The sequence below is a fragment of the Streptacidiphilus sp. P02-A3a genome (assembly GCF_014084105.1).
Taxonomy (GTDB): Bacteria; Actinomycetota; Actinomycetes; order Streptomycetales; family Streptomycetaceae; genus Streptacidiphilus.
Genome location: NZ_CP048289.1, coordinates 5,461,605 through 5,488,295 on the forward strand (window position 1 = coordinate 5,461,605; position 26,691 = coordinate 5,488,295).

Below are 26,691 nucleotides of genomic sequence, written 5' to 3' on the forward strand. Positions count from 1 at the left end.
CTTCTTCGTCGGGAATGGTCCACGCGAGGCTCATGAGATCCCCAACTGCCGGTCGATGTAGGCGAATACCTCGTCGTCGGTGGCTGCCTCGATGCGGTCGGCCGAGAGCGGCTGCGCCTGGTCGACGCCGGGCTCCAGCCGGGTCAGCGCCTGCCGCAGCCGCTGCGCCAGCTGTTCGCGGATGCCCGGGTCCGGTGGCAGCCCGGTCCAGCGCGCCTCCAGCCGGTCCAGCTCGGACAGCACCGCGGCCTCGGCGGACGGCCGGTCCGCCGTGGTCCGGGCGAGCAGGTGCCGGGCCAGGGCCTCCGGGGTGGGGTGGTCGAAGACCAGCGCGGCGGGCAACCGCAGACCGGTCGAGGTCGTCAGCCGGTTGCGCAGTTCCACGCCGGTGAGCGAGTCGAACCCGATCTCCTTGAACGGCCTTGCGGGCCGCACCAGTTCCGGTGAGCTGTGCCCGAGCACGGCCGCCGCGCTGCCGCGTACCAGGTCCAGCAGCACCCGGTACGCCTCCGCCTCGGGCAGCACGGCCAGTTGGTCGGCCATCGAGCGGACCGCCAGGGCCGGGGCGGCGGTTCGGGCCCGGCCGGGGCGGAGCAGGCCGCGCAGCACCGAGGGCAGCCGTTCGGCCGAGCGCAGCGCGGACTGGTCGATCCTGGCCGCCAGTCGGTAGGCGTCGGGCCCGAGCAGCGCCGCGTCGAACAGCGCCAGCCCCTCCGCCGAGGACAGTGCCCCGGCGCCGCCGGAGACCCCGGCGGTCATCGTGCTGCGCTGCTGCCAGAGCCCCCAGCCGATGGACACCCCCGGCCGTCCCGCCGCCCGCCGTTCGGTGGCCAGGGCGTCCAGTACCGCGTTGGCCGCCGCGTAGTTGGCCTGTCCGGCGGCGCCGAACAGGGCCGCCCCGGAGGAGAACAGCACGAAGGCAGCCAGGTCGGCGTCCCGGGTCAGCTCGTCCAGCAGCAGCGCGGCCTCGGCCTTGGGCCGCAGCACCCGATCGAGCTGATCCGGCGTCATGTCGCCCACCAGGCCGTCGTCGAGGACCCCGGCGACGTGCACCACCCCGGTCAGCGGATGGTCGGCGGGGACGGCCGCGAGCAGCGCGGCCAGGGCTCCCCGGTCGGCCACGTCGCAACCGGCCACGGTCACCCGGGCACCGTGTTCGGACAGCTCCGCCAGCAGGGTTGACATGCCGTCAGCCGTGCCGCCGCGTCGCCCGGCGAGCAGCAGGTTCCGTACGCCGTGCCGGGTGACCAGGTGCCGGGCCAGGAGTTGACCGAGGGTGCCGGTGCCCCCGGTGACCAGCACCGTGCCGTCCGGATCCAGCGGGACCGGGAGCAGCAGCACGTTCTTGCCGGTGCCCCGGGCCTGGCTGAGGTGGCGCAGGGCGCGCGGCGCCCGGCGGATGTCCCAGCCGGTGACCGGCAGCGGGCTGAGCACACCCCGCTCGAACAGGTCGAGGATCTCGGTGAGCATCTCGCCGACGCGCCGTGCTCCGGCCTCCATCAGGTCGAACGCGCGGTAGTGGACGCCCGGGTGGCGGTCGGCGACCTCGGCCGGGTCGCGGACGTCGGTCTTGCCCATCTCCACGAACCGCCCGCCCCGGGGCAGCAGCCGCAGCGAGGCGTCGACGAACTCCCGGGCCAGGCTGTCGAGGACGAGGTCCACCCCGCGTCCGCCGGTGGTCCGCAGGAACCGCTCGGCGAAGTCCACGGACCGGGTGGAGGCGATCTGCTCCTGGTCCAGGCCGGCTGCCCGGAGCACGCCCCACTTGGCCGGCTGGGCGGTGCCCAGGACGGTGGCCCCGGCGTGCCTGGCCAGTTGCACGGCCGCCATGCCGACTCCCCCGGCCGCCGAGTGGATCAGCACCGACTCCCCGGCGCGCAGCCCGCCCAGGTCGAACAGGCCGTAGTAGGCGGTGAGGAACGCCACCGGCACGGCGGCAGCCTGGGCGAAGGACCAGCCGGAGGGCATCGGGGCGATGGTGGTCCGGTCGGCGATCGCGACCGGTCCGAAGGCGCCGCTGAAGACGCCCATGACCCGGTCGCCGGGGGCCAGGTCGGCCACGTCGGGGCCGACCTCCAGCACCACGCCCGCGCCCTCGCTGCCCAGCCCGGTCTGGTCCGGGTCCAGGCCCAGGGTGGCGATGACGTCGTGGAAGTTGAGTCCGGCGGCGCGGACGGCGATCCGCACCTCACCTCCGGCCAGCGGCGCCAGGGCGGCCGGGGCCGGGACCAGCGCCAGGCTCTCCCACGTGCCCCGGCCGCCGCCGTCCAGCCGCCAGGCCCGCTGGTCCGGCGGCGGCACCAGGTCGGATCCGCCGCGTTCCGGCCTGGCCAGCCGGGGCAGCAGCAGGGTGTCGCCGCGTACCGCCAGCTGCGGTTCGCCGCCGGCCAGGGCGGTCGGCAGCAGCCGGGTCGGGGCGTCGTCCCGTTGGTCGAGGTCGAGCAGCAGGAACCGGTCCGGGTGCTCGGCCTGGGCCGAGCGCAGCAGGCCCCACAGGGCCGCCTGGGCCGGGTCGGCCGGACCGTCGGCCGGGCCGGTGCGGACGGCGTTCCTGGTGAGCAGCGCCAGCCGGGCCTCGGCGAACCGCTCGTCGGCGAGCCACCGCCGGACCAGGGCGAGCCCGTCGCGGGCGGTGGCGCGGACCCGGTCGGCCGGGTCGGCGAGTCCGGGTGTCGGGCAGGCGGCGACGACCGTGCCCGGCGGACTGGTGCCGCGCTCGGCGTGCAGGGCGTCCAGGTCCGGCCAGCCGACCGTGCCGGGGACGGCGTCACCGAGGGCCACCCAGTCGGGCGCCGGTTCGCCCCCGGCCCCGGTCCGCTCCTCGGGCGGCCAGTCCAGCCAGTCCAGCCCGAACAGCAGGTCAGCGGTGTCCACGGTCCCGGTGGGCGCTCCGGCTGCCAGCGGCCGGAGCAGGAGTGAGCCGACCGTGAGTACCGGCTGTCCGGCCAGGTCGTGGACGCTGAGGGCGACCGCGTCCGCGCCGTCGGCGGCGAGCCGGACCCGGAGCGAGGTGGCCCCGGTGGTGTGGCTGGTGACGCCGGTCCAGCTGAACGGCAGCCGGGCGCGGCCGTCCTGTTCCGGCAGCAGCGCGGCGGTCTGCAGCGCGGCGTCCAGCAGCGCCGGGTGGACCCCGCAGCCGGCCGCGTCGGCGTGCTGCGGCTGCGGCAGCGCGACCTCGGCGAAGACCTCGCCGTCGCGGGTCCAGGCGGCGCGGATGCCCTGGAACGCGGGGCCGTAGTGGTAGCCGGCGTCGGCGAAGCGCTGGTAGAGGTCGTCCACCCGGACCGGTTCGGCTCCGGCCGGGGGCCAGCTCAGCAGTCCGGCTCCGGCGACCGGCGCGGGCGCGGGGGCGAGGGTGCCGCGGGCGTGCCGGGTCCACGGCTGGTCGGGGCGCTGCTGCGGCCTGGCGAAGACGCTCAGCGCCCGGCGTCCGTCGGCGTCGGGTTCGTCCACCCGGACCTGGAGCCGCAGCGCGCCCTGTTCCGGGACCGGCAGCGGTGCCTCCAGCGTCAGCTCCTCGACCTGCGGGCAGTCGGCCTCGGCGGCGGCGCGCAGCGCCAACTCCAGGAAGGCGGTGCCGGGCAGCAGCACGCCGCCCTGGACGGCGTGGTCGGCGAGCCAGGGGTGGGTGCGCAGCGACAGCCGTCCGCTGAGCAGCAGCGCGCCGGACTCGGCGACCTCCAGTGTCGCGCCGAGCAGCGGGTGCCCGGTGCTGCCGAGTCCGGCCGAGGCGACGTCCCAGCTGGTGGTCGGCACGTCGAGCCAGTAGCGGCGGTGCTGGAAGCGGTAGGTGGGCAGGTCGACCCTGCGGGCGTCGGGGAACACCGGGGACCAGTCCACCGGCAGGCCCTGCGACCAGGCCTCGCCCAGCGACCGCAGCACCCGCTCCCAGCCGCCCTCGCCGCGCCGCAGCGTACCCACCGCGACCACCGGCACCCCGAGTGCGTCGGCGGATTCCTGCACGCCGACGGTCAGCACCGGATGCGGGCTGGGTTCCACGAAGAAGCGGAAGCCCTCGTCCAGCAGCGTGCGGACGGCAGGTTCGAACGCCACCCGCCCGCGCAGGTTGTCGAACCAGTACCCGGCGTCCATGGTGGTGGTGTCCAGCCAGTCGCCGGTCACCGTGGAGTACAGCGGGATCTCGCCGGTGCGCGGGGTGATCCCGGCCAGGTCCGCCAGCAGCCGCTCCCGGATCTGCTCGACCTGCGCGGAGTGCGAGGCGTAGTCCACGTCGAGCCGCCGGGCCCGCACCCCGCCGCCGACCAGCAGTCCGACCAGTTCCAGCACCGCGGCCACCTCGCCCGACACCACCGTCGACGCCGGGCCGTTGACCGCCGCCACCGACAGCCGTCCGTCCCAGTCCGACAGCAGGTCCTCCACCTCGGCCACCGGCAGGCCGACCGAGGCCATGCCGCCACCGCCCGCGAGCACCGCCAGCGCCCGGCTGCGCAGTGCCACCACCCGGGCCGCGTCCGGCAACGACAGTGCCCCCGCCACGCAGGCCGCCGCGATCTCGCCCTGCGAATGGCCCACCACCGCGTCCACCGGCAGCCCCAGCTCGCGCCACACCTGGGCCAGCGACACCATCACCGCCCACAGCACCGGTTGCACCACGTCCACCCGCTCCAACGACGCCGCTCCGTCGCGCAGCACCTCGGTCAACGACCAGTCCACGTGGGGCGCCAGAGCCCGTTCGCAGGCGTCGATCCGCTCCGCGAACACCGGCGACCCGCTGAGCAGTGCCGAGCCCATGCCCACCCACTGCGCGCCCTGCCCGGGAAAGACCAGCACGGTCCGCCCGGAGGTTCCCGCCACCCCGGTCACCAGTCCTGGTGCGGGCTGTCCCTCGGCCAACGCACGCAACGCCGAAGTCAGTTGCGTTCGGTCGCCGACTGCCGTCGCCCGCTGGGCCAGCCACGAGCGGCCGTTGGCGAGGGAGTGGCCGACGTCGGCCGGGTCGAGCTCCGGTTCGGCCGCCAACGCGGCCAGCAGGGCCGAGGCCTGGTCGCGCAGCGCCTCCGGGGTCCGGGCCGACAGCGGCCAGGCGGCGGTCGCACTGACCGGACGCGCGGTGGCCGTCGGCTCGACGGGTTGCTCCAGCACGACGTGGGCGTTGGTGCCGCTGACGCCGAAGGAGGAGACCCCGGCGCGGCGCGGCCGGTCCGCCGCCTCCCACGGACGGGCCTCGGTGAGCAGCCGCACCGCCCCGGCCGACCAGTCCACCTGCGGCGAGGGGGCGTCCACGTGCAGGGTTTTCGGCATCACGCCGTGCCGCATCGCCAGCACGGCCTTGATCACGCCGCCGACCCCGGCCGCCGCGGAGCTGTGGCCGATGTTGGACTTCAGTGAGCCGAGCCACAACGGGTTTGCCTCGGACCGTTTCTGACCATACGTCGCCAACAGTGCCTCGGCCTCGATCGGGTCGCCGAGGCGGGTTCCGGTGCCGTGGCCCTCGACCAGGTCGACCTCGGCGCCGCTGAGTCCGGCGTCCGCCAGCGCCGCCCGGATCACCCGCTGCTGCGAGGGGCCGTTGGGGGCGGTCAGGCCGTTGCTCGCGCCGTCCTGGTTCACCGCCGAGCCGCGCACCAGCGCGAGTACCGGATGCCCCTTGCGCCGGGCGTCCGACAGCCGTTCCAGCAGCAGTACGCCCACGCCCTCGCCGAAGCCGGTGCCGTCGGCGGCGTCGGCGAAGGGCTTGCAGCGGCCGTCGGGGGCGAGGCCGCCCTGACGGCTGAACTCCACGAAGAGCTCCGGGCTGCACATCACGTTGACGCCGCCGGTCAGTGCCATCGTGCACTCGCCGGAGCGCAGCGCGCGGACTCCCAGGTGCAGCGCCACCAGCGAGGAGGAGCAGGCGGTGTCGACGGTGACCGCCGGACCCTCCAGGCCGAAGAAGTAGGCCAGCCGCCCGGAGACGATGCTGCCGGAGTTGCCGGTGCCGAGGAAGCCCTCGACGTCCTCCGGGATGTACGGCAGCAGCCGTGCCGCGTAGTCCTGTTGCATCAGGCCGACGAAGACGCCGACCGGGTCGCCGCGCAGCTCGGCCGGGTCGATCCCGGCTCGCTCGAACACCTCCCAGGCCGCCTCCAGCAGCAACCGCTGCTGCGGGTCCATCGCCAGCGCCTCGCGCGGCGAGATGCCGAAGAACTCCGCGTCGAACTCGGCGGCGTCGTAGAGGAATCCGCCCTGCCGGGTGATCGAGGTACCGGGACCGGCCGCCGGGTCGGGGTCGTACAGCTCGTCCAACGGCCAGCCGCGGTCGGTCGGGAAGTCGGCGATGCCGTCGGAGCCGGAGGCGACCAGCCGCCACAGGTCCTCGGGCGAGCGGACACCACCGGGGAACCGGCAGGACATGGCGACGATCGCGATCGGGTCACCGTCTTCCCCTGCTGCCGGATCCGCCGCCGGTTGCCTTTCCGGAGAGTCTTTCTGACTGTTCGTCAATTCCAGGCGCAGGTGTTCCGCCAGGACGGCGGGGGTGGGGTGGTCGAAGACCAGACCGGCCGGGAGCCGCAGGCCGGTCGCGGCGGTCAGCCGGTTGCGCAGCTCCACCGAGGCCAGCGAGTCGAACCCGAGGTCGCGGAAGGCCCGGGCCGCCTCCAGCGCGTCCGGTGAGGGGTGCCCGAGGACGTCCGCCGCCTGCCTGCGGACCAGGTCGAGCAGCAGCCGCAGCTGCCCCGGCCGGTCGAGGGCGGCCAGCCGCCGCTGGAGCTCGCTGCCGTCAGCGGTGCCGTCCGCGGCCGAGGCGAGCGAAGCGACCGGCCGCAGCGGGGCCCGGACCAGGCCGCGCAGCAGCGGGGGCAGCGTTCCGGCGGCTGCCCCGGCCCGGAGCGCGCCGGTGTCCAGCCGGGCCAGCACCAGGGTCGCCCGGTCGGTCGTCAGCGCCGCGTCGAACAGGGCCAGCCCCTGCTCGGTGCTGAGCGGCGGCATCCCGGAGCGCGCCAGGCGGCGCACGTCCGCGTCGTCGAGGCTGCTGGTCAGCGCGCTGCGCTGGGCCCAGAGCGTCCAGGCCAGGGACTGTCCCGGCAGGCCCTGGGCACGGCGGAGCAGGGCGAGGGCGTCCAGGGCGGCGTTGGCCGCCGCGTAGTTGGCCTGACCGGGGCCGCCGAAGGTCCCGGCGGCCGAGGAGAACAGCACGAAGGCGGCCAGGTCCAGCTCACGGGTCAGTTCGTGCAGGTTCAGCGCGGCCACCAGCTTGGGCCGCAGCACCGCTTCCAGCCGGTCCGGGGTGAGCGCGGTGACGACGCCGTCGTCCAGGGCACCGGCCGTGTGCACCACGGCGGTCAGCGGGTGTTCCGGCGGCAGCCCGGCCAGCAGCGCGGCCAGCGCCGAGCGGTCGGCCGCGTCGCAGGCCGCGATCCGGACGTCCGCGCCCAGTGCGGCCAGTTCCGCCCGCAACCGCTCGGCGCCCTCGGCGGCCGGACCGCTCCGGGAGAGCAGCAGCAGCCGCCGGACGCCGTGCGCGGTGACCAGGCGGCGGGCGACATGGCCGCCCAGCAGCCCGGTCCCGCCGGTGACCAGCACCGTTCCCTCCGGGTCGAGGCCGGGCGCCGCCGCTGCCCCGCCCGGGACCCGGGCCAGGCTCGGGACCAGGATCCGCCCACCGCGCAGGGCGAGTTGCGGCTCTCCGGTGGTGAGCGCGGCGGCCGACGACGGGTGGTCCGGGTCGTCCAGGTCCAGCAGCGTGAAGCGGCCGGGGTGTTCCGTCTGCGCCGACCGGACCAGGCCCCAGACCGCGCCCTGGCCCGGCTCGGGCAGCACCTCGTCCCCGGGCACGGTCACCCCGCCCCGGGTGAGGAAGACCAGCCGGGAGCGCTCGAAGCGGGGGTCGGCCAGCCAGCCGCGGACCGCCGCGAGCGCGCGGTGCACGGCCGGGGCCGGTGCGTCGGGGCGGTCGCAGGCGAGCAGCACCAGCTCCGGTACGGGCGCGCCCGCGTCGACGTCCGCGAGCAGCGCCGCCAGGTCGGTGCGGAGCGGGAGCGCCGGACCGGCGGTGGTCGGCGGCAGCGGCAGCGGCAGCGGCAGCGGCAGCCAGGCGACCTCGAACAGCGACTCGGTGCGGCCGGTGCCGAACTGCCCCTCGGGGGCGGGCCGCAGCACCAGCGATTCGGCGGTCGCCACCGGGCGACCGGCGGGGTCGGTGGCCCGGATCGCGAAGGTGTCGCGGCCGACCGGGGTGAGCCGGACCCGCAGCACCGCCGCGCCGGTGGCGTGCAGGGTGACGCCGCCCCAGGCGAACGGCAGCCGTCCGCCCGAGGTCTCGTCGGCCGCCAGGCCGGTCGCGTGCAGGGCCGCGTCCAGCAGCGCCGGGTGCAGGCCGAAGCGTCCGGCGTCGCGCCGCTGTGCCTCCGGCAGCGCCGCCTCGGCGAACACCTCCGGGCCGCGCCGCCAGGCCGCGCGCAGGCCCTGGAAGGCCGGGCCGTAGTCGAAGCCGCCCTCGGCGAAGCGCTGGTACAGGCCGTCCAGCTCGATCGGGGTGGCGCCGGGCGGCGGCCAGGCCTCGGCCTCGGCGGCCGGTGGGACAGCTGGTCCGACCGGTGGCGCGGCGGGCTGCGGTCGGGAGAGCGTGCCGCTCGCGTGGCGGGTCCACTGCTCGTCCGCGTCGGGGCTGTCCGGCCGGGCGTGCAGGCTGAACGGGCGTCCGCCCTGCGGGTCCGGCGCCCCCACCGAGAGCCGCAGCATGACCCCGCCGCGTTCCGGCAGCAGCAGCGGCGCCTCCAGGGTCAGTTCCTCGACCCGGGTGCGGCCGACGCGGTCCCCCGCCTGGAAGGCCAGCTCCAGCAGCGCGGTGCCGGGCAGCAGTACGCCGCCCCGGACCGCGTGGTCGGCCAGCCAGGGGTGGCTCTGGACCGAGAGCCTGCCGGTGAGCAGCAGCCCGTCCGCGTCGGCCAACGCGATCACCGCGCCGAGCAGCGGGTGTCCGGCGGGCGCCAGCCCGGCCGAGGCCACGTCGGCGGCCGGTTCCGCGCCGTCCTCCAGCCAGTAGCGCTGCCGTTGGAAGGGGTAGGTCGGCAACTCCACCCTGCCGCCCGGACGGCCGGAGTACACCGCGTCCCAGTCGATGCGGGCCCCGGCCAGGTGCAGTTCGGCCAGGGCCCGGGCGATCCGGTCCGGGCCGCCCTCGCCGCGGCGCAGCGTGCCGACCGCGGTCGCGTCGCTCCCGGCGGCCTCGGCGGTCTCCAGCGCGCCGACGGTGAGCACCGGGTGCGGGCTGCACTCCAGCAGCACCCGGTAGCCGTCGGCCAGCAGCGCCTGGGTCGTCCGCTCGAACTCGACGGTGCGGCGCAGGTTCCGGTACCAGTAGTCGGCGTCCAGCGCGGTGGTGTCGAGCAGCCCGCCGGTGACCGTCGAGTAGAACGGGATCTGCGACTGACGTGGTGTCACCTCGGCTAGATCGGCCTGGAGTTGCTTCTCGATCTGCTCGACCTGGGCGCTGTGCGAGGCGTAGTCCACCGGGATCTCGCGGATGCGTTCGCCGCGTTCGCCGGCGGACCGGAGCAGTTCCGCCAGCGCCGACGCGTCGCCGGAGACCACCGTGGACGCGGGCCCGTTGACCGCCGCGACCGACAGCCGCTCGCCCCAGGGGGCGATCAACTCCCGTACCCGCGCGGCCGGGAGCGCCACCGAGGCCATGCCTCCGGCTCCGGAGAGCGCCCGCAGGGCCCGGCTGCGCAGGGCGACCACCCGGGCCGCGTCCCGCAGTGACAGCGCGCCCGCGACGCAGGCCGCCGCGATCTCGCCCTGCGAGTGGCCGACCACCGCGCCGGGCACCACGCCGTAGCCGCGCCAGAGCGCGGCCAGCGACACCATCACCGCGAACAGCACCGGCTGGACCACGTCCACCCGCTCCAGTGACGGCGCGTCAATTTCATTGCGCAGCACGGCGGTCAGCGACCAGTCAACGAAGGGGGCGAGCGCCTGCTCGCACTCGGCCACGCGGGCGGCGAACACCGGTGAGCTGTCCAGCAGTTGGACGGCCATCCGGTCCCACTGCGAGCCCTGCCCGGGGAACACCAGCACCGGCTCGCCGCCCGGCCCGGCGCTTCCGCGCAGCAGGCCCGGATCGGCCGTGTCCGCCGCCAGCGCGTCCAGTGCGCGGCGAAAGTCCTCGGTCCCGGTGCCGATCAGCACCGCCCGGTGTTCGTGGGCGCCCCGGGTGGTCGCCAGCGCGTGGCCGACGTCCGCCGGGTGCGGCTCCGGCTCGGCGTCCAACCGCGCGCGCAGCAGCGCGGCTTGGGCCCGCAGGGCGTCGCCGGTGCGGGCCGAGAGCAGCCAGGGCAGGACCGTCGCCGGGGTGCCGGTCGCCGAGGGGTCGGGCTCCGGGGTGTCGGGCTCCGGTGGGGCCTGTTCCAGCACCACGTGCCCGTTGGTGCCGCTGACGCCGAAGGAGGAGACCGCCGCCCGACGCGGGCGGCCCGTTCGCGGCCAGGGCTCCGCCTCGGTGACCAGCCGGACCGCGCCGGACTCCCAGTCCACCTGCGGCGAGGGCTGCTCGGCGTGCAGGGTCGGCGGGACCACGCCGTGCCGCATGGCGAGCACGGTCTTGATCACCCCGCCCACCCCGGCCGCCGCCTGGGTGTGTCCGATGTTGGACTTCAGCGAGCCCAGCAGCAGCGGCTGTCCGGCCGGGCGTCCGCTGCCGTAGGTGGCGAGCAGCGCCTGCGCCTCGATCGGGTCGCCCAGCGGCGTGCCGGTGCCGTGCGCCTCGACCACGTCCACCTCGGGCGGTGTCAGCCCGGCGGCGGCCAGCGCCTGCCGGATCACCCGCTGCTGGGCCGGGCCGTTGGGCGCGGTCAGGCGGCTGCTGGCGCCGTCCTGGTTCACCGCGGAGCCCCGGACCAGCGCCAGTACCGGGTGCCGGTGGCGGCGGGCCTCGGAGAGGCGTTCCAGCAGCAGCATCCCCACGCCCTCGCCCCAGCCGGTGCCGTCGGCCCGCGCCGAGAAGGACTTGCAGCGGCCGTCCCGGGCCAGGCCGCCCTGGCGGCTCATCTCCACGAACGGGACCGGCGTGGACATCACCATCGCGCCGCCCGCCAGGGCCAGCGTGCACTCGCCCAGCCGCAGCGCCTGGCAGGCCAGGTGGATCGCGACCAGGGAGGAGGAGCAGGCGGTGTCCACGCTGACGGTGGGCCCCTCCAGGCCGAAGGTGTAGGCGATCCGGCCGGAGGCCACGCTGTCGGAGCTGCCGCTGCCGAGGTAGCCCGCCACGTCGTCCGGCACCTGGCGCAGGCGTACCGCGTAGTCCTGGTACATGACGCCCGCGAAGACCCCGGTGCGGCTGCCGCGCAGCGACGCCGGGTCGATGCCCGCGCGCTCGAACGCCTCCCAGCCGGTCTCCAGCAGCAGCCGCTGCTGCGGGTCCATGGCGAGCGCCTCGCGCGGCGAGATCCCGAAGAAGGCCGGGTCGAACTCCCCGATGCGGTCCAGGAATCCGCCCTCGACGGCGTAGCTGGTGCCGGACCGCAGCTGGTCCGGGTCGTCCAGCGCGTCCAGGTCCCAGCCGCGGTCGTCGGGGAAGGCGGTGATGGCGTCGGTGCCGCTCGCGACCAGCCGCCACAGGTCCTCCGGTGAGCTGACCGCGCCGGGGTAGCGGCAGCTCATCGCTACGATCGCGATCGGCTCCCGGGGCCCGGCCTCGGCCTCGCTCAGCCGCTGCCTGGTGCGGTGCAGGTCGGCGGTGACCCGCTTGAGGTATTCGCGCAGCCTGTCGTCATTCACCATCGCTCGTCCTCCCCCTCATGCCGTGCCGAGCTCGTTGTCGATGAAGTCGAAGATCTCGTCGTCGCTGGCGCCGTCCATCCGGTCCTCGATGCCGTTGCCGGGACCGGCCCCGGCGGCGTACCCGGCCCGGTCGGCGGTCGCCCCGAGGTCGAGCGGGTCGAGCCGCAGCAGCAGTTCCCGCAGCCGTCCGCCGAGCCGGTCGCGGGCCGTGGTGTCGCTGACGCCGCCCGCGAGCGCGAGCTCCAGCCGGTCCAACTCGGCCTGGCCCGGCAGCGGTTCGGCGACGGGCTCCGGGGTGATCCCGGCGGACAGGTACCCGGCGATGGCAGCGGAGGTGGGGTAGTCGAACAGCAGGGTGGCGGGCAGCCGCAGCCCGGTGGCGGTCCGCAGCCGGTTGCGCAGTTCGACCGCGGTGAGCGAGTCGAAGCCCAGCTCCAGCAGCCCCCGGTCCGGCTCGACCGCGCCGGAGCTGGTGAAGCCGAGTACCAGGGACGCGTGGGTGCGCACCAGGTCGAGCAGCACCCGGTCCCGCTGCGGGCCGTTCAGCGCGCCGAGGCGCCGCTTCAGCGCGGTCGCCGGGTCCACGCCGTCCGGCCCCGACCCCTCGGCGCGCTGCGCCAGCGCCCGGCGGGCCGGGGCCCGCACCAGGCCGCCCAGCAGCGCCGGGACCCCGGTCGCCAGTGCCCGGACCGCCGCGAGGTCCAGCCGCAGCGGCAGCAGCACCGCCTCGTCCACCGCCCCGGCCGCGTCGAACAGGGCCACGCCCTCGGCCGGTTCGAAGGCGACGATGCCGCCTCGGGCGATCCGGCGCAGGTCCGCCGCGCTCAGGCCGCCGGTCATCCCGGTGTCGTTGGCCCACAGCCCCCACGCCAGCGAGCGGGCGGCCAGCCCCTGGGCCCGGCGGCGGTGCGCGAGGGCGTCCAGGAAGGCGTTGGCGGCGGCGTAGTTGCCCTGGCCCATGCCGCCGAAGACCCCGGCGATGGAGGAGAACAGCACGAACTCGGTCAGGTCGAGCCCGGCGGTCAGCTCGTGCAGGTTGACCGCCGCGTCCACCTTGGGGCGCAGCACCCGGTCCAGCTGCTCCGGGGTCATCTCGGCGACCACGCCGTCGGCGAGCACCCCGGCCGCGTGCACCACGCCGGTCAGCGGGTGCTCCGGCGGCAGTCCGGCCAGCAGCGCGGCCAGCGCCGGGCGGTCGGCCGCGTCGCAGGCCACGATCTCCGCCCGGGCGCCCAACTGTGCCAGCTCGGCCTGCAGTTCGGTCGCGCCGGGGGCGGCCGGTCCGCTCCGGCTGGTGAGCAGCAGCCGCCGGACCCCGTGTCCGGCGGCCAGTCGGCGGGCGACGTGGGCGCCGATCGCGCCGGTGCCGCCGGTGATCAGTACGGTTCCGTGCGTGTCCCAGCCGGGGCGGCGTTCCGGGGCGGACAGCGGCACCCGGGCCAGCCGGGCGGCGTGCACCGTCCCCGCGCGCAGCGCCAGTTGCGGTTCGCCGGACGCCAGCGCCGCCTCGATCAGCGCGGGCGCGCCCTCCGGGGACGCCGGGTCGAGGTCCAGCAGCACGAACCGGTCCGGGTTCTCGGTCTGCGCCGAGCGGACCAGCCCCCAGGCGGCGGCCTGGGCCAGGTCGCCGACGTCGTCGCCCGGGTTCACCGCCACCGCGCCCGAGGTGACCAGCACCAGCGTCCCGGCGGCGAGGCGCTCGTCGGCCAGCCAGGCGCGCAGCAGCGCCAGTGTGTCACCGACCACGCGGCGGACCTCGCCGGGCAGCTCCCGGGCCGGGTCGACGGCCGGGACCCGCGCCAGTACGAAGCGGGGACCGTCGGGGCCGAACCGCTGCGCCAGGTCCGGGAGTTCGGTCACGGCACCGGGCCACCAGGGCGCGGGTGCGCCGAGCAGCGGCCAGGCCTCGGCGGTGACCGCCTCGGTCCGGGACGGCAGCGGCAGCGGCAGCCACTGCGGCCGGTACAGCTCCTCGTGGTGTCCGCCGCGCGCGGCCCGGAACTCGTCCGCCGACACCGGCCGCAGCACCAGCGACCGGGCGCTGGCCACCGGTCGTCCGGTGTCGTCCGTGGCCAGCACCGCGACCGTGTCCCGGCCCGCGGGGGTGAGCCGCAGCCGCAGTGCGCTCGCGCCGGAGGCGTGCAGCCGCACGCCGTTCCAGGAGAACGGCAGCCAGCCCTTGGCGGGGCCCTGCAACACGTCGAAGACCAGCGCGTGCAGCGCCGCGTCCAGCAGCGCGGGGTGCAGCCCGAACCGGGCCGCGTCGGACTGCTGCGGTTGCGGCAGCCGCGCCTCGGCGAAGACCTCGTCGCCGAGCCGCCAGGCCGCCCGCAGCCCCTGGAACGCCGGGCCGTAGCCGAAGCCGCCCTCGGTGAAGCGCTGGTAGAGGCCGTCCACGTCGAGCGGGACCGCGCCGGTCGGCGGCCAGACCGCGAGCTCCGGCTCCGGCGCCGACTCGGGGGGCTGCTGGGCGGTGTTGGCCAGCAGCCCGCCGGCGTGCCGGGTCCACGGCTCGTCGGGCGGCGCGTCCTCGGCCCTGGCGTGGATGTTCAGCGTCCGCAGCCCGGCGGAGTCGGGTGCGCCGACGGTGAGTTGCAGCGCGACCGCGCCGGTGGCGGGCAGGGTCAGCGGCGCCTCCAGGGTCAGCTCCTCTACCAGGTCGCAGCCGACCTGGTCGCCGGCGCGGACCGCGAGTTCCAGGAACGCGGTGGCCGGGAACAGGACGCCGTCGAACACGCCGTGGTCGGCCAGCCACGGGTGGCTCCGCAGCGACAGCCTTCCGGTGAACAGGAAGCCTTCGGAGTCCGCGAGTTGGCAGCCCGCGCCGAGCAGCGGATGGTCGACCGCGAGCAGTCCGGCCGAGGGCAGGTCCGCCGTGGCGGTGCTGCCCTCCAGCCAGTAGCGGGCGCGTTGGAAGGCGTAGGTGGGCAGCGGCGTGGGGTGCGCGCCGTGTCCGGCGTGGACGGCCGCCCAGTCCACGGCGGTCCCGCGCACGTGCAGCCGGGCCAGGGCGGTGGCCGTCGACTCCCGCTCCGGCCGGTCCTTGCGCAGCAGCGGCACCAGCACCGCGGCGCCCTCGCCGAGGCAGTCCTGGCCCATGCCGCAGAGCGTGCCGTCCGGGCCGAGCTCCAGGTAGTCGGTCACGCCCTCGCGCTCCAGCCACCGCATGCCGTCGCGGAAGCGCACCGTGTCGCGCAGGTGCCGGACCCAGTAGTCGGCGTCCGGGACCACCGGCGCCCCGGTCAGGTCGGAGAGCATCGGGATCAGTGGCTCGCGGTGCTCCACGCTCTCGGCGATCCGGCGGAACTCGGCCAGCGCTGGGTCCATCAGCGGCGAGTGGAAGGCGTGGCTGACCCGCAGCCGCCGGGCCCGACCGCCCAGTGCCTCGGCCTGGGCGGCGACCTCCAGTACCGCCTGTTCCGCGCCGGAGACCACGGTCGCGGCCGGTCCGTTGACGGCGGCCAGGGCCACCTGGTCCTGCCGGTCGGCGAGCAGCGGCAGCAGCCGCTCCTCGGGGAGGGTCAGCGCGACCATCGCGCCGCCGGGCGGCAGCGCCTGGAGCAGCCGTCCCCGGGCGGCGACCAGCCGGGCCGCGTCCGGCAGCGAGAGCGCCCCGGCGACGTGGGCGGCGGCGAGCTCGCCGATGGAGTGGCCGAGCAGGTAGTCCGGCCGCACGCCCCAGTGCTCGACCAGCCGGTACAGCGCCACGCCGAGCGCGAACAGGGCCGGCTGGGTGTATCCGGTGAGGTCCAGCAGGCCCGCGTCGGGGCCCTCGGCGGCGACCACCTCGCGCAGCGGGCGGTCCAGCAGCGGGTCGAGCTCCGCGCAGACCGCGTCGTAGGCGTCGGCGAAGACCGGGAACGCGGCGTACAGCTCGGCGCCCATGCCGGGCCGCTGGCTGCCCTGCCCGGGGAAGAGGAACGCGGTCTTCCGGGCCCTGCCGGTGACCGTGCCCAGCACCAGCTCCGCCGCCGTCCGGCCGTCGGCCGCCTCGGCCGCGGCGCCGTCGGCGAGCTCGCGCAGCAGCGCGGCGCGGTCGCCGCCGGTCAGCGCGGCGCGGTACTCGAAGGCGCTGCGCTGCACCGCCAGCGAGTAGCCGGGGTCGGCCGGGTACCGGTCGAGGTGCCGGAGCAGGGCGGCGGCCTGGGCCCGCAGCCCGTCCGCGCTGCGGGCGGACAGCAGCCACGGCAGCGCCGCGCCGGGCGTGTCCGGGGCCTCGGCCGCCGCGGCCGCGGGCTCGTCCGCCGGGAGTTCCAGGACGGTGTGCGCGTTGGTGCCGCTGACGCCGAACGACGACACCGCGGCCCGCCGCGGACGTCCGGTCTCGGGCCAGGGGACGGTCTCGGTCAGCAGCCGCACCGCTCCCGCCGACCAGTCCACGAACGGGGTCGGCTGGTCGATGTGCAGGGTCTTCGGCAGCACGCCGTGCCGCATCGCCTGCACCATCTTGATGATCCCGGCCACCCCGGCCGCCGCCTGGCTGTGCCCGATGTTGGACTTCAGCGAGCCCAGCCACAACGGCTGGTCGGACGGCCGGTCCTGACCGTACGTCAGCAGCACGGCCTGCGCCTCGATCGGGTCGCCGAGCTTGGTGCCGGTGCCGTGCGCCTCGACCGCGTCCACCTCCGCCGCCGACAGTCCGGAGGCCGCCAGCGCCTGCCGGATCACCCGCTGCTGCGAGGGTCCGTTGGGAGCGGTCAGGCCGTTGCTCGCGCCGTCCTGGTTCACCGCCGAGCCGCGCACCAGCGCGAGTACCGGGTGGCCGTGGCGGCGGGCGTCCGACAGCCGCTCCAGTACCAGCAGTCCCGCCCCCTCCGCCCAGGAGGTGCCGTCGGCGGCGGCGGCGAAGGGCTTGCACCGGCCGTCGGCGGCGAGCACCCGCTGTCGGCTGAACTCGACGAACGCGCCCGGGGTCGACATCACGGTCACCCCGCCCGCCAGCGCCAGCGAGCACTCGCCGCTCCGCAGCGCCTGCGCCGCCAGGTGCACCGCGACCAGCGACGAGGAGCAGGCGGTGTCCACGGTGACCGCGGGGCCCTCCAGCCCGAGGGTGTAGGAGATCCGGCCGGAGGCCACGCTGCCCGCGCTGCCGATGCCGAGGTAGCCCTCGGTCTCCTCGGAGGGCTCGGTCACCCGCGAGCCGTAGTCGTGGTGGCTGCACCCGACGAAGACGCCGCTGGGGCTGCCCTTGAGCGTCAGCGGGTCGATGCCCGCCCGTTCGAACGCCTCCCAGGCGACCTCCAGCAGCAGCCGCTGCTGCGGGTCGATGGTCTGTGCCTCGCGCGGCGCGATGCCGAAGAAGCTCGGGTCGAACTGGTCGGCGTCGTGCAGGAAACCGCCCTCCCGGGCGTAGGTCCGGCCGACCTGGTCCGGATCGGGGTCGTACAGGCCGTCCAGGTCCCAGCCGCGCGCGGTGGGGAAGCCGGAGATGGCGTCGCCGCCACCGACGACCAGCTCCCACAGCTCCTCCGGGGTGCTGACGCCGCCGGGGAAGCGGCAGGCCATGGCCACCACGGCGATCGCCTCACCGTCGGCCGCCGCCCTGTCGGGCTCCGCGCCGTCGGCCGCCGGGCCCGTTCCGGTCGCCCGCTCCGGGAGGACTCCCAGCAGCTCCCGGTGCAGGTGTCCGGCCAGTACGGTGGCGGTGGGGTAGTCGAAGACCAGGGTCACCGACAGCGGCAGGCCGGTGGCCTGGGACAGCCGGTTGCGCAGGTCGACGGCGGTCAGCGAGTCGAAGCCGATGTCCTTGAACGCCCGATCCGGCTCGACCTGATCCGGGCCGTCGTGCCCCAGCACCGCCGCGACCTCGGTGCGGACCAGCTCCACCAGGAAGCGGTCGCGTTCGGCTGCCGACAGCGCGGCCAGGCGGCCCGTCACCGACGGTCCGTCGTCCGACTGGTCGTCATCCCGCCTCGCTGTCGCCGACAGCGCACGCACCTCGGCCAGTTCACTGATCGCCGGGCTGGGCCGCAGCGCGGTGTAGGCGCGGACGAACCGGTCCCAGGCGAAGTCGGCGATCAGCACCCTGGTCTCGTCGTGGTCCAGGGCTCGTTGCAGGGCGGCGGTCGCCAGTACCGGCTCCATCGCGGGCAGGCCGTTGCGCACCAGTCGTTCGCCGACCGCCCCGGCGGCGAGGCTGTCGCCCGCCCACAGCCCCCAGGCCACCGAGGTGGCCGGGAGCCCCTGGTCGCGGCGCTGCTGGGCGAGCGCGTCCAGGTAGGCGTTGGCCGCCGCGTAGCTGCCCTGGCCGGTCCCGCCCAGGGTGCCCGCCAGCGAGGAGAACAGCACGAAGGCCGTCAGGTCCAGGTCGCGGGTGAGCGCGTCCAGGTTGGCGGCGGCGTCCAGCTTGGGCCGCAGGACACCGGCCGCGCGGTCCGGGGTGATCGAGTCGATCACCCCGTCGTCCAGCACGCCGGCGGCGTGCACGACCGCACGCAGCGGCAGTTCGGCCGGGATACCGGCGAGCAGTCGCGCCAGGGCAGGCCGGTCGGCGACGTCGCAGGCGGCCACGGTGACCTCCGCGCCCAGCTGCTCCAACTCGGCCAGCAGCGGCTCCAGACCGGGCGTGTCCGGGCCCCGGCGGCTGGTCAGCAGCAGGTGCGGGGCGCCCTCGCGGGCCAGCCAACGGGCGATCTGGGCGCCGACGCCACCGGTGCCACCGGTGACCAGGACGGTGCCGTCGGGCGTCCAGTCGCGGACCGGGTCGGTGTCCCCGAGCGGTGCGCGGACCAGCCTGCGGCCGAACACCCCGGACGCGCGGACCGCCAGCTGGTCCTCGCCGTCCGCCCCCGCCAGTACCCGGGCCAGCCGTTCGGCCGCCCGCTCGTCCAGGTGCCGCGGCAGATCGACCAGGCCCGCCCAGCGCTGCGGGTACTCCACCCCGGCCACCGTGCCGAGGCCCCAGGCCAGCGCCTGCAACGGGCTGTGCAGCCGGTCGGAGCGGCCGACCGAGACCGCGCCCCGGGTCGCGCACCAGACCGGCGCGTCCAGGCCGAGGTCGCCCAGTGCCTGGAGCAGCGCCACGGTCAGTACCAGCCCGGTCGGCAGCGCCGAACCCCGGTCGTACGGCTGCTCGGCGAGGGCCAGCAGCGAGAGCACCCCGGCGGGCGCGTCGGTGGACTGCGCGAGCGCCGTGCGCAGGCACGCGGCGAAGCCGGAGCGTTCGGCCTCGGCCGCCCCCGCCTGGACCACGACCGGTTCCGCGCCGTGCCCGCGCAGTGCGCGCACACAGGCGTCGACCGCCGGGTCGGCCGTGGGCCCGGCCGGAACCACGACCAGCCAGCGCCCGGACAGCCGGGGCGTCCCGCCGCCCGGCAGCGGCGTCCAGCCGACCCGGTACCGCCAGCGGTCGGCGAGGTCCCGGCTCTGCCGGTGGTCCAGCCAGCCCGACAGCGCGGGCACCAGCGCGGTGAGCGAGCTCCGTCGGCCCGCGTCGTCCAACCGCAGCATCCCGGCCAGCGCGTCGGCGTCACCGCGACGGACGATGTCCCAGAAGGCCGTGTCGGAGCCGCCACTGACGGCCTGTCCGTTCTGCTCGGCCACTGCCGCAGTCGAGTTGAGCCAGAAGCTCTGCTGCTGGAAGGCGTAGGTGGGCAGCGGGCAGCGTCGGGCGCCGGTTCCGGCGTAGACCGCCTCCCAGTCCACCGGCTGCCCCAGGACGTGGAGTTCGGCCAGCGAGGTGAACAGCCGGGCCAGGCCTCCCTCGTCGCGGCGCAGTGTCCCCACCGCGCCGCCGCCACCGGTCCCGGTCGCCTCGACGGCCTGCTGGAGCCAGACGGTCAGCGCCGGATGGGTGCTGCACTCGACGAAGATCCGGTGACCGTCGCCGAGGAGCGCGTCCACGGCCTGCGCGAACTCCACCGGCTGGCGCAGGTTGCGGTACCAGTAGTCGGCGTCCATCCCGGCCGTGTCCAGCGACGCGCCGGTGACCGTGGAGTACAGCGGGATCCGCGCCGCGCGCGGCTCGATGCCGGCCAGTGCGGTCAGCAGCTCCTGCTGGATCCGCTCCACCTGCACCGAGTGCCCGGCGAAGTCCACCCCCGGGACCGCCCAGCTGAGCACCCCGTCGGCGGAGAGCTGCTCGGCGAGTCCGGCCAGTGCCTCCGGCTCCCCGGAGACGGCGGCCGAGGTCGGCCCGTTCACGGCGGCGACACCGAGCCTGCCGTCCCAGGCGGCCAGCCGCCGGCGTACCTGCTCGACCGGCAGCGGCACGAACAGCATGCCGCCGTAGCCGGACAGCGCGCGCAGGGCGCGGCTGCGCAGGGCGACCACCTTCGCCGCGTCCTCCAGGCTCAGCGCTCCGGCCACGCAGGCGGCGGCGATCTCGCCCTGCGAGTGGCCGAGGACGGCGTCCGGCCGCACCCCGTAGTGGCGCCACAGGTCGGCGAGGGAGACCATGACCGCGAACAGCACCGGCTGGACCACGTCCACCCGGTCGAGCGGCGGCGTCCCGGGCTCGTCGTGCAGGACCGCCCGCAGCGACCAGTCGACGTGCGGCGCGAGCGCGCGCTCGCAGTCGGCGATGCGTTCGGCGAAGACCGGCGAGTGGTCCAGCAGTTCCAGGGCCATGCCGATCCACTGCGAGCCCTGGCCGGGGAAGACCAGGACCGTTCTGGCGGAATCTCCGGCGGCGGTCGGGGCGGTCGAGGCGGTGATCACCCCGGACGAACGGCTCCCCCGGGCCAGCGCCTCCAGTCCGCGCAGCAGCGTCTCGCGGTCGGCGCCGGTGACCGCGGCCCGGTGCTCGAAGGCCGTCCTGGCGGTCGCCAGTGAGTATCCGGTGTCGTTCACGTCGAGGTTCGGATGGTCCGTCAGATGCCGGTGCAGGGTCGCCGCTTGCGCGGCCAGCGCGTCCGGGGTGCGCCCGGACAGCACCCAGGGGGCGGGGGCCACAGGCCGCTCGTCCAGGTGCTCCACCTCGGCCGGTGGCTGCTCGATGATGACGTGCGCGTTGGTGCCGCTGAGGCCGAAGGACGAGATCCCGGCCCGGCGCGGACGGTCGCTGCCCGGCCACGGCACGGACTCGGTCAGCAGCGAGACCGCGCCGGTGGACCAGTCGACGTTCGGCGAGGGCTGGTCGACGTGCAGCGTCTTCGGCAGCACGCCGTGCCGGATCGCCTGCACCATCTTGATGATTCCGGCCACCCCGGCCGCCGCCTGGCTGTGCCCGATGTTGGACTTCAGCGAGCCCAGCCACAACGGCCGCTCGGCCGACCTGTCCTGACCGTAGGTCAGCAACAGTGCGTCGGCCTCGATCGGGTCGCCGAGGCGGGTCCCGGTGCCGTGCGCCTCGACCGCGTCCACCTCCGCCGCCGACAGTCCGGCGTCCGCCAACGCGGCCCGGATCACCCGCTGTTGGGCGAGACCGCTGGGCGCGGTGAGTCCGTTGCTGGCGCCGTCCTGGTTGATGGCCGAGCCGCGCAGCACCGCCAGTACCGGGTGGCCGTTGCGTCGCGCGTCGGACAGCCGCTCCAGCACCAGCAGTCCGACGCCCTCGGCCATGCCGAAGCCGTCCGCCGCGGCGGCGAAGGACTTGCACCGGCCGTCGGCGGCGAGGCCGCGCTGGCGGCTGAAGCCGGTGAAGGACAGCGGGGTGCCCATGACCGTGGCGCCCCCGGCCAGGGCCAGCGTGCACTCCCCCGCGCGCAGCGCCCGCGCCGCCAGGTGCACCGCCACCAGTGAGGAGGAGCAGGCGGTGTCCACTGTGATCGCCGGACCCTCCAGGCCGAGCTGGTAGGCGACCCGCCCGGACAGCACGCTGGTGGAGATACCGGCGATGAACAGCCCTTCCAACTCCTCGGGCACCTCGCGCAGGCTGCCGCCGTAGCCCTGGTACGAGGCTCCGGCGAAGACGCCGGTACGGCTGCCGCGCAGCGACACCGGATCGATGCCAGCGCGCTCGAACGCCTCCCAGGAGGTCTCCAGCAGCAGTCGCTGCTGCGGGTCCATCGCCAGTGCCTCGCGCGGCGAGATCCCGAAGAAGCCGGGATCGAACCGCCCGGCGTCGTGGATGAAGCCGCCCGCGACCGCGTAGCTCTTGCCGGGCCGGTCCGGATCGGCGTCGTAGAGCTCGTCCAGCGCCCAGCCCCGGTCCGCGGGGAGCTCGGAGACGGCGTCCCGGCCCTCGGCGACCAGCCGCCACAGGTCGTCCGGGGTGCGTACGCCGCCGGGGTAGCGGCAGCTCATGGCGACCACCACCACCGGGTCGTCGTCGGACGCGGCCAGGGCGGGGGCGACGGCGGGCACCGGGTCCGGGCGGGCGGCGCCGAGCAGCAGCGTGCCCAGGTGCCGGGCCAGGGCGGTGGCCGAGGAGTAGTCGAAGACCACGGTGACCGGCAGCCGCAGCCCGGCGACGGTGTTCAGCCGGTTGCGCATGTCCACGGCGGTGATCGAGTCGAAGCCCAGGTCGCGGAAGGCCCGGCCGGGCGCGACCGCGTCCGGGGAGTCGTGGCCGAGCACGGTGGCCGCCTCGCTACGGACCAGGTCGACCAGCACCCGGTCGCGCTCCGCCTCCGGCAGGGTCAGCAGCCGGTCGCGCAGCGCGGCGGACGCGTCGCCGTCGGCGGACGCGGCCGGGGCGTCGGCCGCGAGCGCGCCGCGCACCTCCGGCAGGTCGGCGATCAGCGGGCTGGGCCGGGCCGAGGTGAACACCGGGCCGAAGCGGTCCCAGTCGATCTCGGCGACCACCACCACCGTCTCGTCCTGGTCCAGTACCTGTTGCAGCCCGGTGATGGCGGTCTTCGGCGACATGAACAGGATGCCGTGGCCGCGCAGGTTCTCCTCCACCAGCCCGGCCGCCATGCCGCCGCCGTCCTCGGGGTTCCAGATGCCCCAGATCACCGACGTGGCGGCGAGGCCCCGGGCCCGGCGGTTCTCGGCCAGCCCGTCGAGGTAGGCGTTGGCCGCCGCATAGGCCCCGTGGACGGCGCTGCCCCACACCCCGGAGATCGACGAGAACAGTACGAACGCGTCCAACTCCCGCCCGTCGAAGAGCAGATCGAGGTTCCGGGCGCCACCGGCCTTGGCGTACAGGGTGTCGGAGAACTCCGCCAGATCGGTGTCGGTCAGCGGTACCAGCAGTCCGGCCCCGGCCGCGTGCAGCACCGAGCGGATCTCACAACCCTCCTGCTCCAGGCCGTTCTTGAGCGCGCGCAGGGCCTCCAGGTCGGCCACGTCACAGGCGGCCAGGGTGACCCTGCTGCCCAGGGCCTCCAGCTCACCGGCCAGTTGCGTGGCACCGGGCGCCTCCGCACCGGCCCGGCTGACCAGGACCATGTGCTCCGCCCCCCGCCGCGCCAGCCAGCGGGCGATCTGCGCGCCGATGCCACCGGTCCCGCCGGTGACCAGGACCGTGCCGCGCGGACGCCAGTGGCGGGGCGCCGCCGCCCCGCGCAGCGGGGAGCGCACCAGCCGACGGCCGTGGCAGCCGGTGGCCCGGACGGCCACCTGGTCCTCGCCGCCGACGCCCGCCAGCACCCGGCACAGCCGGACGGCGGCGGACCGGTCCAGGCTCGGCGGCAGGTCGACCAGGCCGCCCCAGCGCTGCGGGTACTCCAGCGCGGCCACTCGGCCGAGCCCCCAGAGCAGGCTCTGCGCGGCGCTGACCAGGCCGTCCTCCGGTCCGACGGAGACCGCGCCCCGGGTCGCCCACCACAGCGGGGCGTTCACTCCGCTGTCGTCCAGGGCCTGCACCAGCGCCAGGCTCAGCGCGGCCCCGCTCGGGACGGCGGGGTACCCCGGGTGCGGACGCTCGTCCAGGCCGAGCAGCGACAGCACGCCGCTGACCGGCTCCGGCAGCGTGTCCAGCACCTCGCGCAGCCGCGCGGCCAGCAGTGCCCGATCGGCGTCCGCCTCGGTGAGGACCAGCCGCACGACGGTGGCGCCGCTCCGCTCCAGGGCCTCGGCGCAGTCGTCGTCCTGGCTCGGGGCCGAGGCCGCGGAGAGCAGCAGCCAGCTGCCGGACAGTGCCGCCGCCGCGTCCTCCGGCAGCCGCCGCCAGCTGATCCGGTAGCGCCAGCTGTCAAGAACCGCCTGGTCACGCCGCTGCTCGCGCCAGCCGGAGAGGGCCGGGAGCACGGTCGTCAGCGGGTCGTCGGCGCGGACGCCCAGGGTCTCGGTCAGCCGTTCCAGGTCCCCGCCGCCGAGTGCCTGCCACAGGCCGTCGTCGTCCTGGCCGGTGGCGCCCGTCGGCGCGGGCGGCTCCGGCAGCCAGTACGGGCGGCGCTGGAAGGCGTAGCTGGGCAGGGCCACGGGTGTCGTCGGGGCGGCGGCGAACACCCGGTCCCCGTCCAGGGCGAGACCGTTGGCGTGGGCCTCGCCCAGGGAGAGCAGGACCCGGTCGAGGCCGCCCTCACCGCGTCGCAGCGTCCCGACCACCACCGCCGGGCCCTGCGCGGTGTCGGCGGTACCGGCGGCCTCGGCGGTCTGCTGTAGGCCGAAGCCGAGCACCGGATGCGGGCTGGGTTCCACGAAGAAGCGGAATCCCTCGTCGAGCAGCGCCCGGACCGACTCCTCGAACCGCACGGGCTGGCGCAGGTTCCGGTACCAGTACTCGGCGTCCATGGTCGTGGTGTCCAACCAGCCACCGGTCACCGTGGAGAACAACGGCAACTCACCACGCCCGGGCCTGACACCCGCCAACTCCCCCAACAACCGCTCCCGAATCCGCTCCACCTGCGGCGAATGCGACGCATAATCCACCTCGATCAACCGCGCCCGCACCCCCCGCGCCACCAACCCCTCCACCAAACCCACCACCGCACCCACCTCACCCGACACCACCGTCGACCCCGGACCATTCACCGCCGCCACCGACAACCCACCACCCCAACCATCCAACAACCCCGACACCTCACCCTCCGACAACGGCACCGACGCCATACCACCACCACCCGCCAACACCCCCAACGCCCGACTCCGCAACGCCACCACCCGCGCCCCATCACCCAACGACAACACCCCCGCCACACACGCCGCCGCAATCTCCCCCTGCGAATGCCCCACCACCCCATCCACCACCAACCCCAACGAACGCCACACCTCCACCAACGACACCATCACCGCCCACAACACCGGCTGCACCACATCCACCCGACCCAACAACCCCAAACCAACCCCATCACGCAACACCTCAGACAACGACCAATCCACAAACGGCCCCAACGCCCGCTCACACTCAGCAATCCGCCCCGCGAACACCGACGACTCACCCAACAACACCCCACCCATCCCCACCCACTGACCACCCTGACCCGGAAACACCAACACCATCCGACCGGACGACCCGGCGTTGCCCAGGACCAGGTTCGGGGCGGACTGCCCCTCGGCCAGTGCCCGCAGCCCGGCGGTCATCGCCGCCGGGTCGTCCGCGACCACAACCGCTCGCCGCTCGAAGGCGGTCCGGGTGGTCGCCAGGGCCCGGCCGACGGTGTCCAGCCGCGGCTCAGGGTTTCCGGCGAGGTGCTCCAGCAGGCGGGAGGCCTGGGCGCGGAGCGCCGCGTCGCCGCGCGCGGACAGCACCCACGGCTGTGGGCCCACCCCTCCCGGGACCTCCGCCACGGCCGGTACGTCGGCCTCCTGGTACTGCTCCAGGACCACGTGCGCGTTGGTGCCGCTGACGCCGAAGGCGGAGACCCCGGCCCGGCGGGCCCGTCCGGTCTCCGGCCACGGCTCGGCCCTCGACAGCAGCCGCACCGTACCCGGCGACCAGTCCACCATCGGGGTCGGCTCGTCGGCGTGCAGGGTGCGCGGCAGTTCGCCGTGCCGCATCGCCAGCACCATCTTGATCACGCCGCCCACCCCGGCCGCCGCCGAGCTGTGGCCGATGTTGGACTTCAGTGACCCGAGCCACAACGGCCGCTCGGGCGACCGCTGCTGGCCGTACGTCGCCAGCAGCGCCCGGGCCTCGATCGGGTCGCCGAGGCGGGTCCCGGTGCCGTGCGCCTCGACCGCGTCGACGTCCGCCGCGGTGATTCCGGCGTCCGCCAACGCGGCCCGGATCACCCGCTGCTGCGCCGGACCACTCGGCGCCGTCAGACCATTGCTCGCACCATCCTGATTCACCGCCGAACCACGCACCACCGCCAACACCGCATGCCCACACCGCCGCGCATCCGACAACCGCTCCAACAACAGCACCCCCACCCCCTCGGACCAGCCGGTGCCGTCCGCGCCCGCGCCGAACGCCTTGCAGCGGCCGTCGGCCGAAAGCGCGCGCTGCCTGCTGAAGGCCACGAACGCGTCCGGGGTGGCCAGTACCGAGACGCCCCCGGCCAGCGCCAGCGTGCAGTCGCCCGCCCGCAGCGCCCGGACCGCCAGGTGCAGCGCCACCAGCGAGGAGGAGCACGCGGTGTCCACGGTCACCGCCGGGCCCTCCAGGCCCAGCGTGTAGGAGATCCGGCCGGACACCACGCTGTTCGCCGTCCCGGTGTCCAGCAGACCCTGGACTTCCGGGAGTTGCCGGGATCCGGCGCCGTAGCCGTTGCCGATCGCGCCGAGGAACACCCCGGTCCGGCTGCCGCGCAGGGACGTCGGGTCCAGGCCCGCCCGCTCGACGGTCTCCCAGGCGGTCTCCAGCGCGAGGCGCTGCTGCGGGTCCATCGCCAGCGCCTCACGCGGCGAGATACCGAAGAACTCCGCATCGAACTCGGCGGCCTCGTGCAGGAATCCGCCGTGCCGGGTGTAGGAGGTGCCGGGGTGGTCCGGGTCGGGGTCGTACAGGGCGTCCATGTCCCAGCCGCGCCCGGTCGGCCAGAGCGAGACGGCGTCGCCGCCCCGGTCGAGCAGTTCCCACAGCCGTTCGGGCGTGTCGACCCCGCCGGGGAAGCGGCAGCCCATGGAGACGATGGCGATGGGTTCGTGCCGGGCGTCCTCGGCCTCGCGCAGTTGCCGCCTCGCGTCGCCGAGGTCGGCGGTGGCTCGCCTGAGGTAGTCGAGCAGCTTTTCGTCGTCGGACATCTGTGCCAGCTCTCT

General features: G+C 75.6%; 2 protein-coding genes. Both read right to left on the minus strand.

All coding sequences use genetic code 11. The annotated features are described in order from the left end of the window. Nucleotides 1-30: 30 nt before the first annotated feature. The gene (locus tag GXP74_RS23530; RefSeq protein ID WP_182453229.1) at nucleotides 31-11,721 is read right to left on the minus strand and encodes a type I polyketide synthase; all 11,691 of its coding nucleotides are present in this window, start codon (nucleotides 11,719-11,721) and stop codon (nucleotides 31-33) included. Between the two features lie 15 nt (nucleotides 11,722-11,736). Beyond that, on the minus strand, nucleotides 11,737-26,676 hold the full coding sequence (locus tag GXP74_RS23535) for a type I polyketide synthase (protein ID WP_182453230.1): 14,940 nt from the start codon (nucleotides 26,674-26,676) through the stop codon (nucleotides 11,737-11,739). Nucleotides 26,677-26,691 lie beyond the last annotated feature (15 nt).

Excerpts from the sequence above, each read along its gene's own strand:
- GXP74_RS23530 (WP_182453229.1), bottom strand. The coding sequence starts at position 11,721 with ATGGTGAATGACGACAGGCTGCGCGAATACCTCAAGCGGGTCACCGCC.
- GXP74_RS23535 (WP_182453230.1), bottom strand. The coding sequence starts at position 26,676 with ATGTCCGACGACGAAAAGCTGCTCGACTACCTCAGGCGAGCCACCGCC.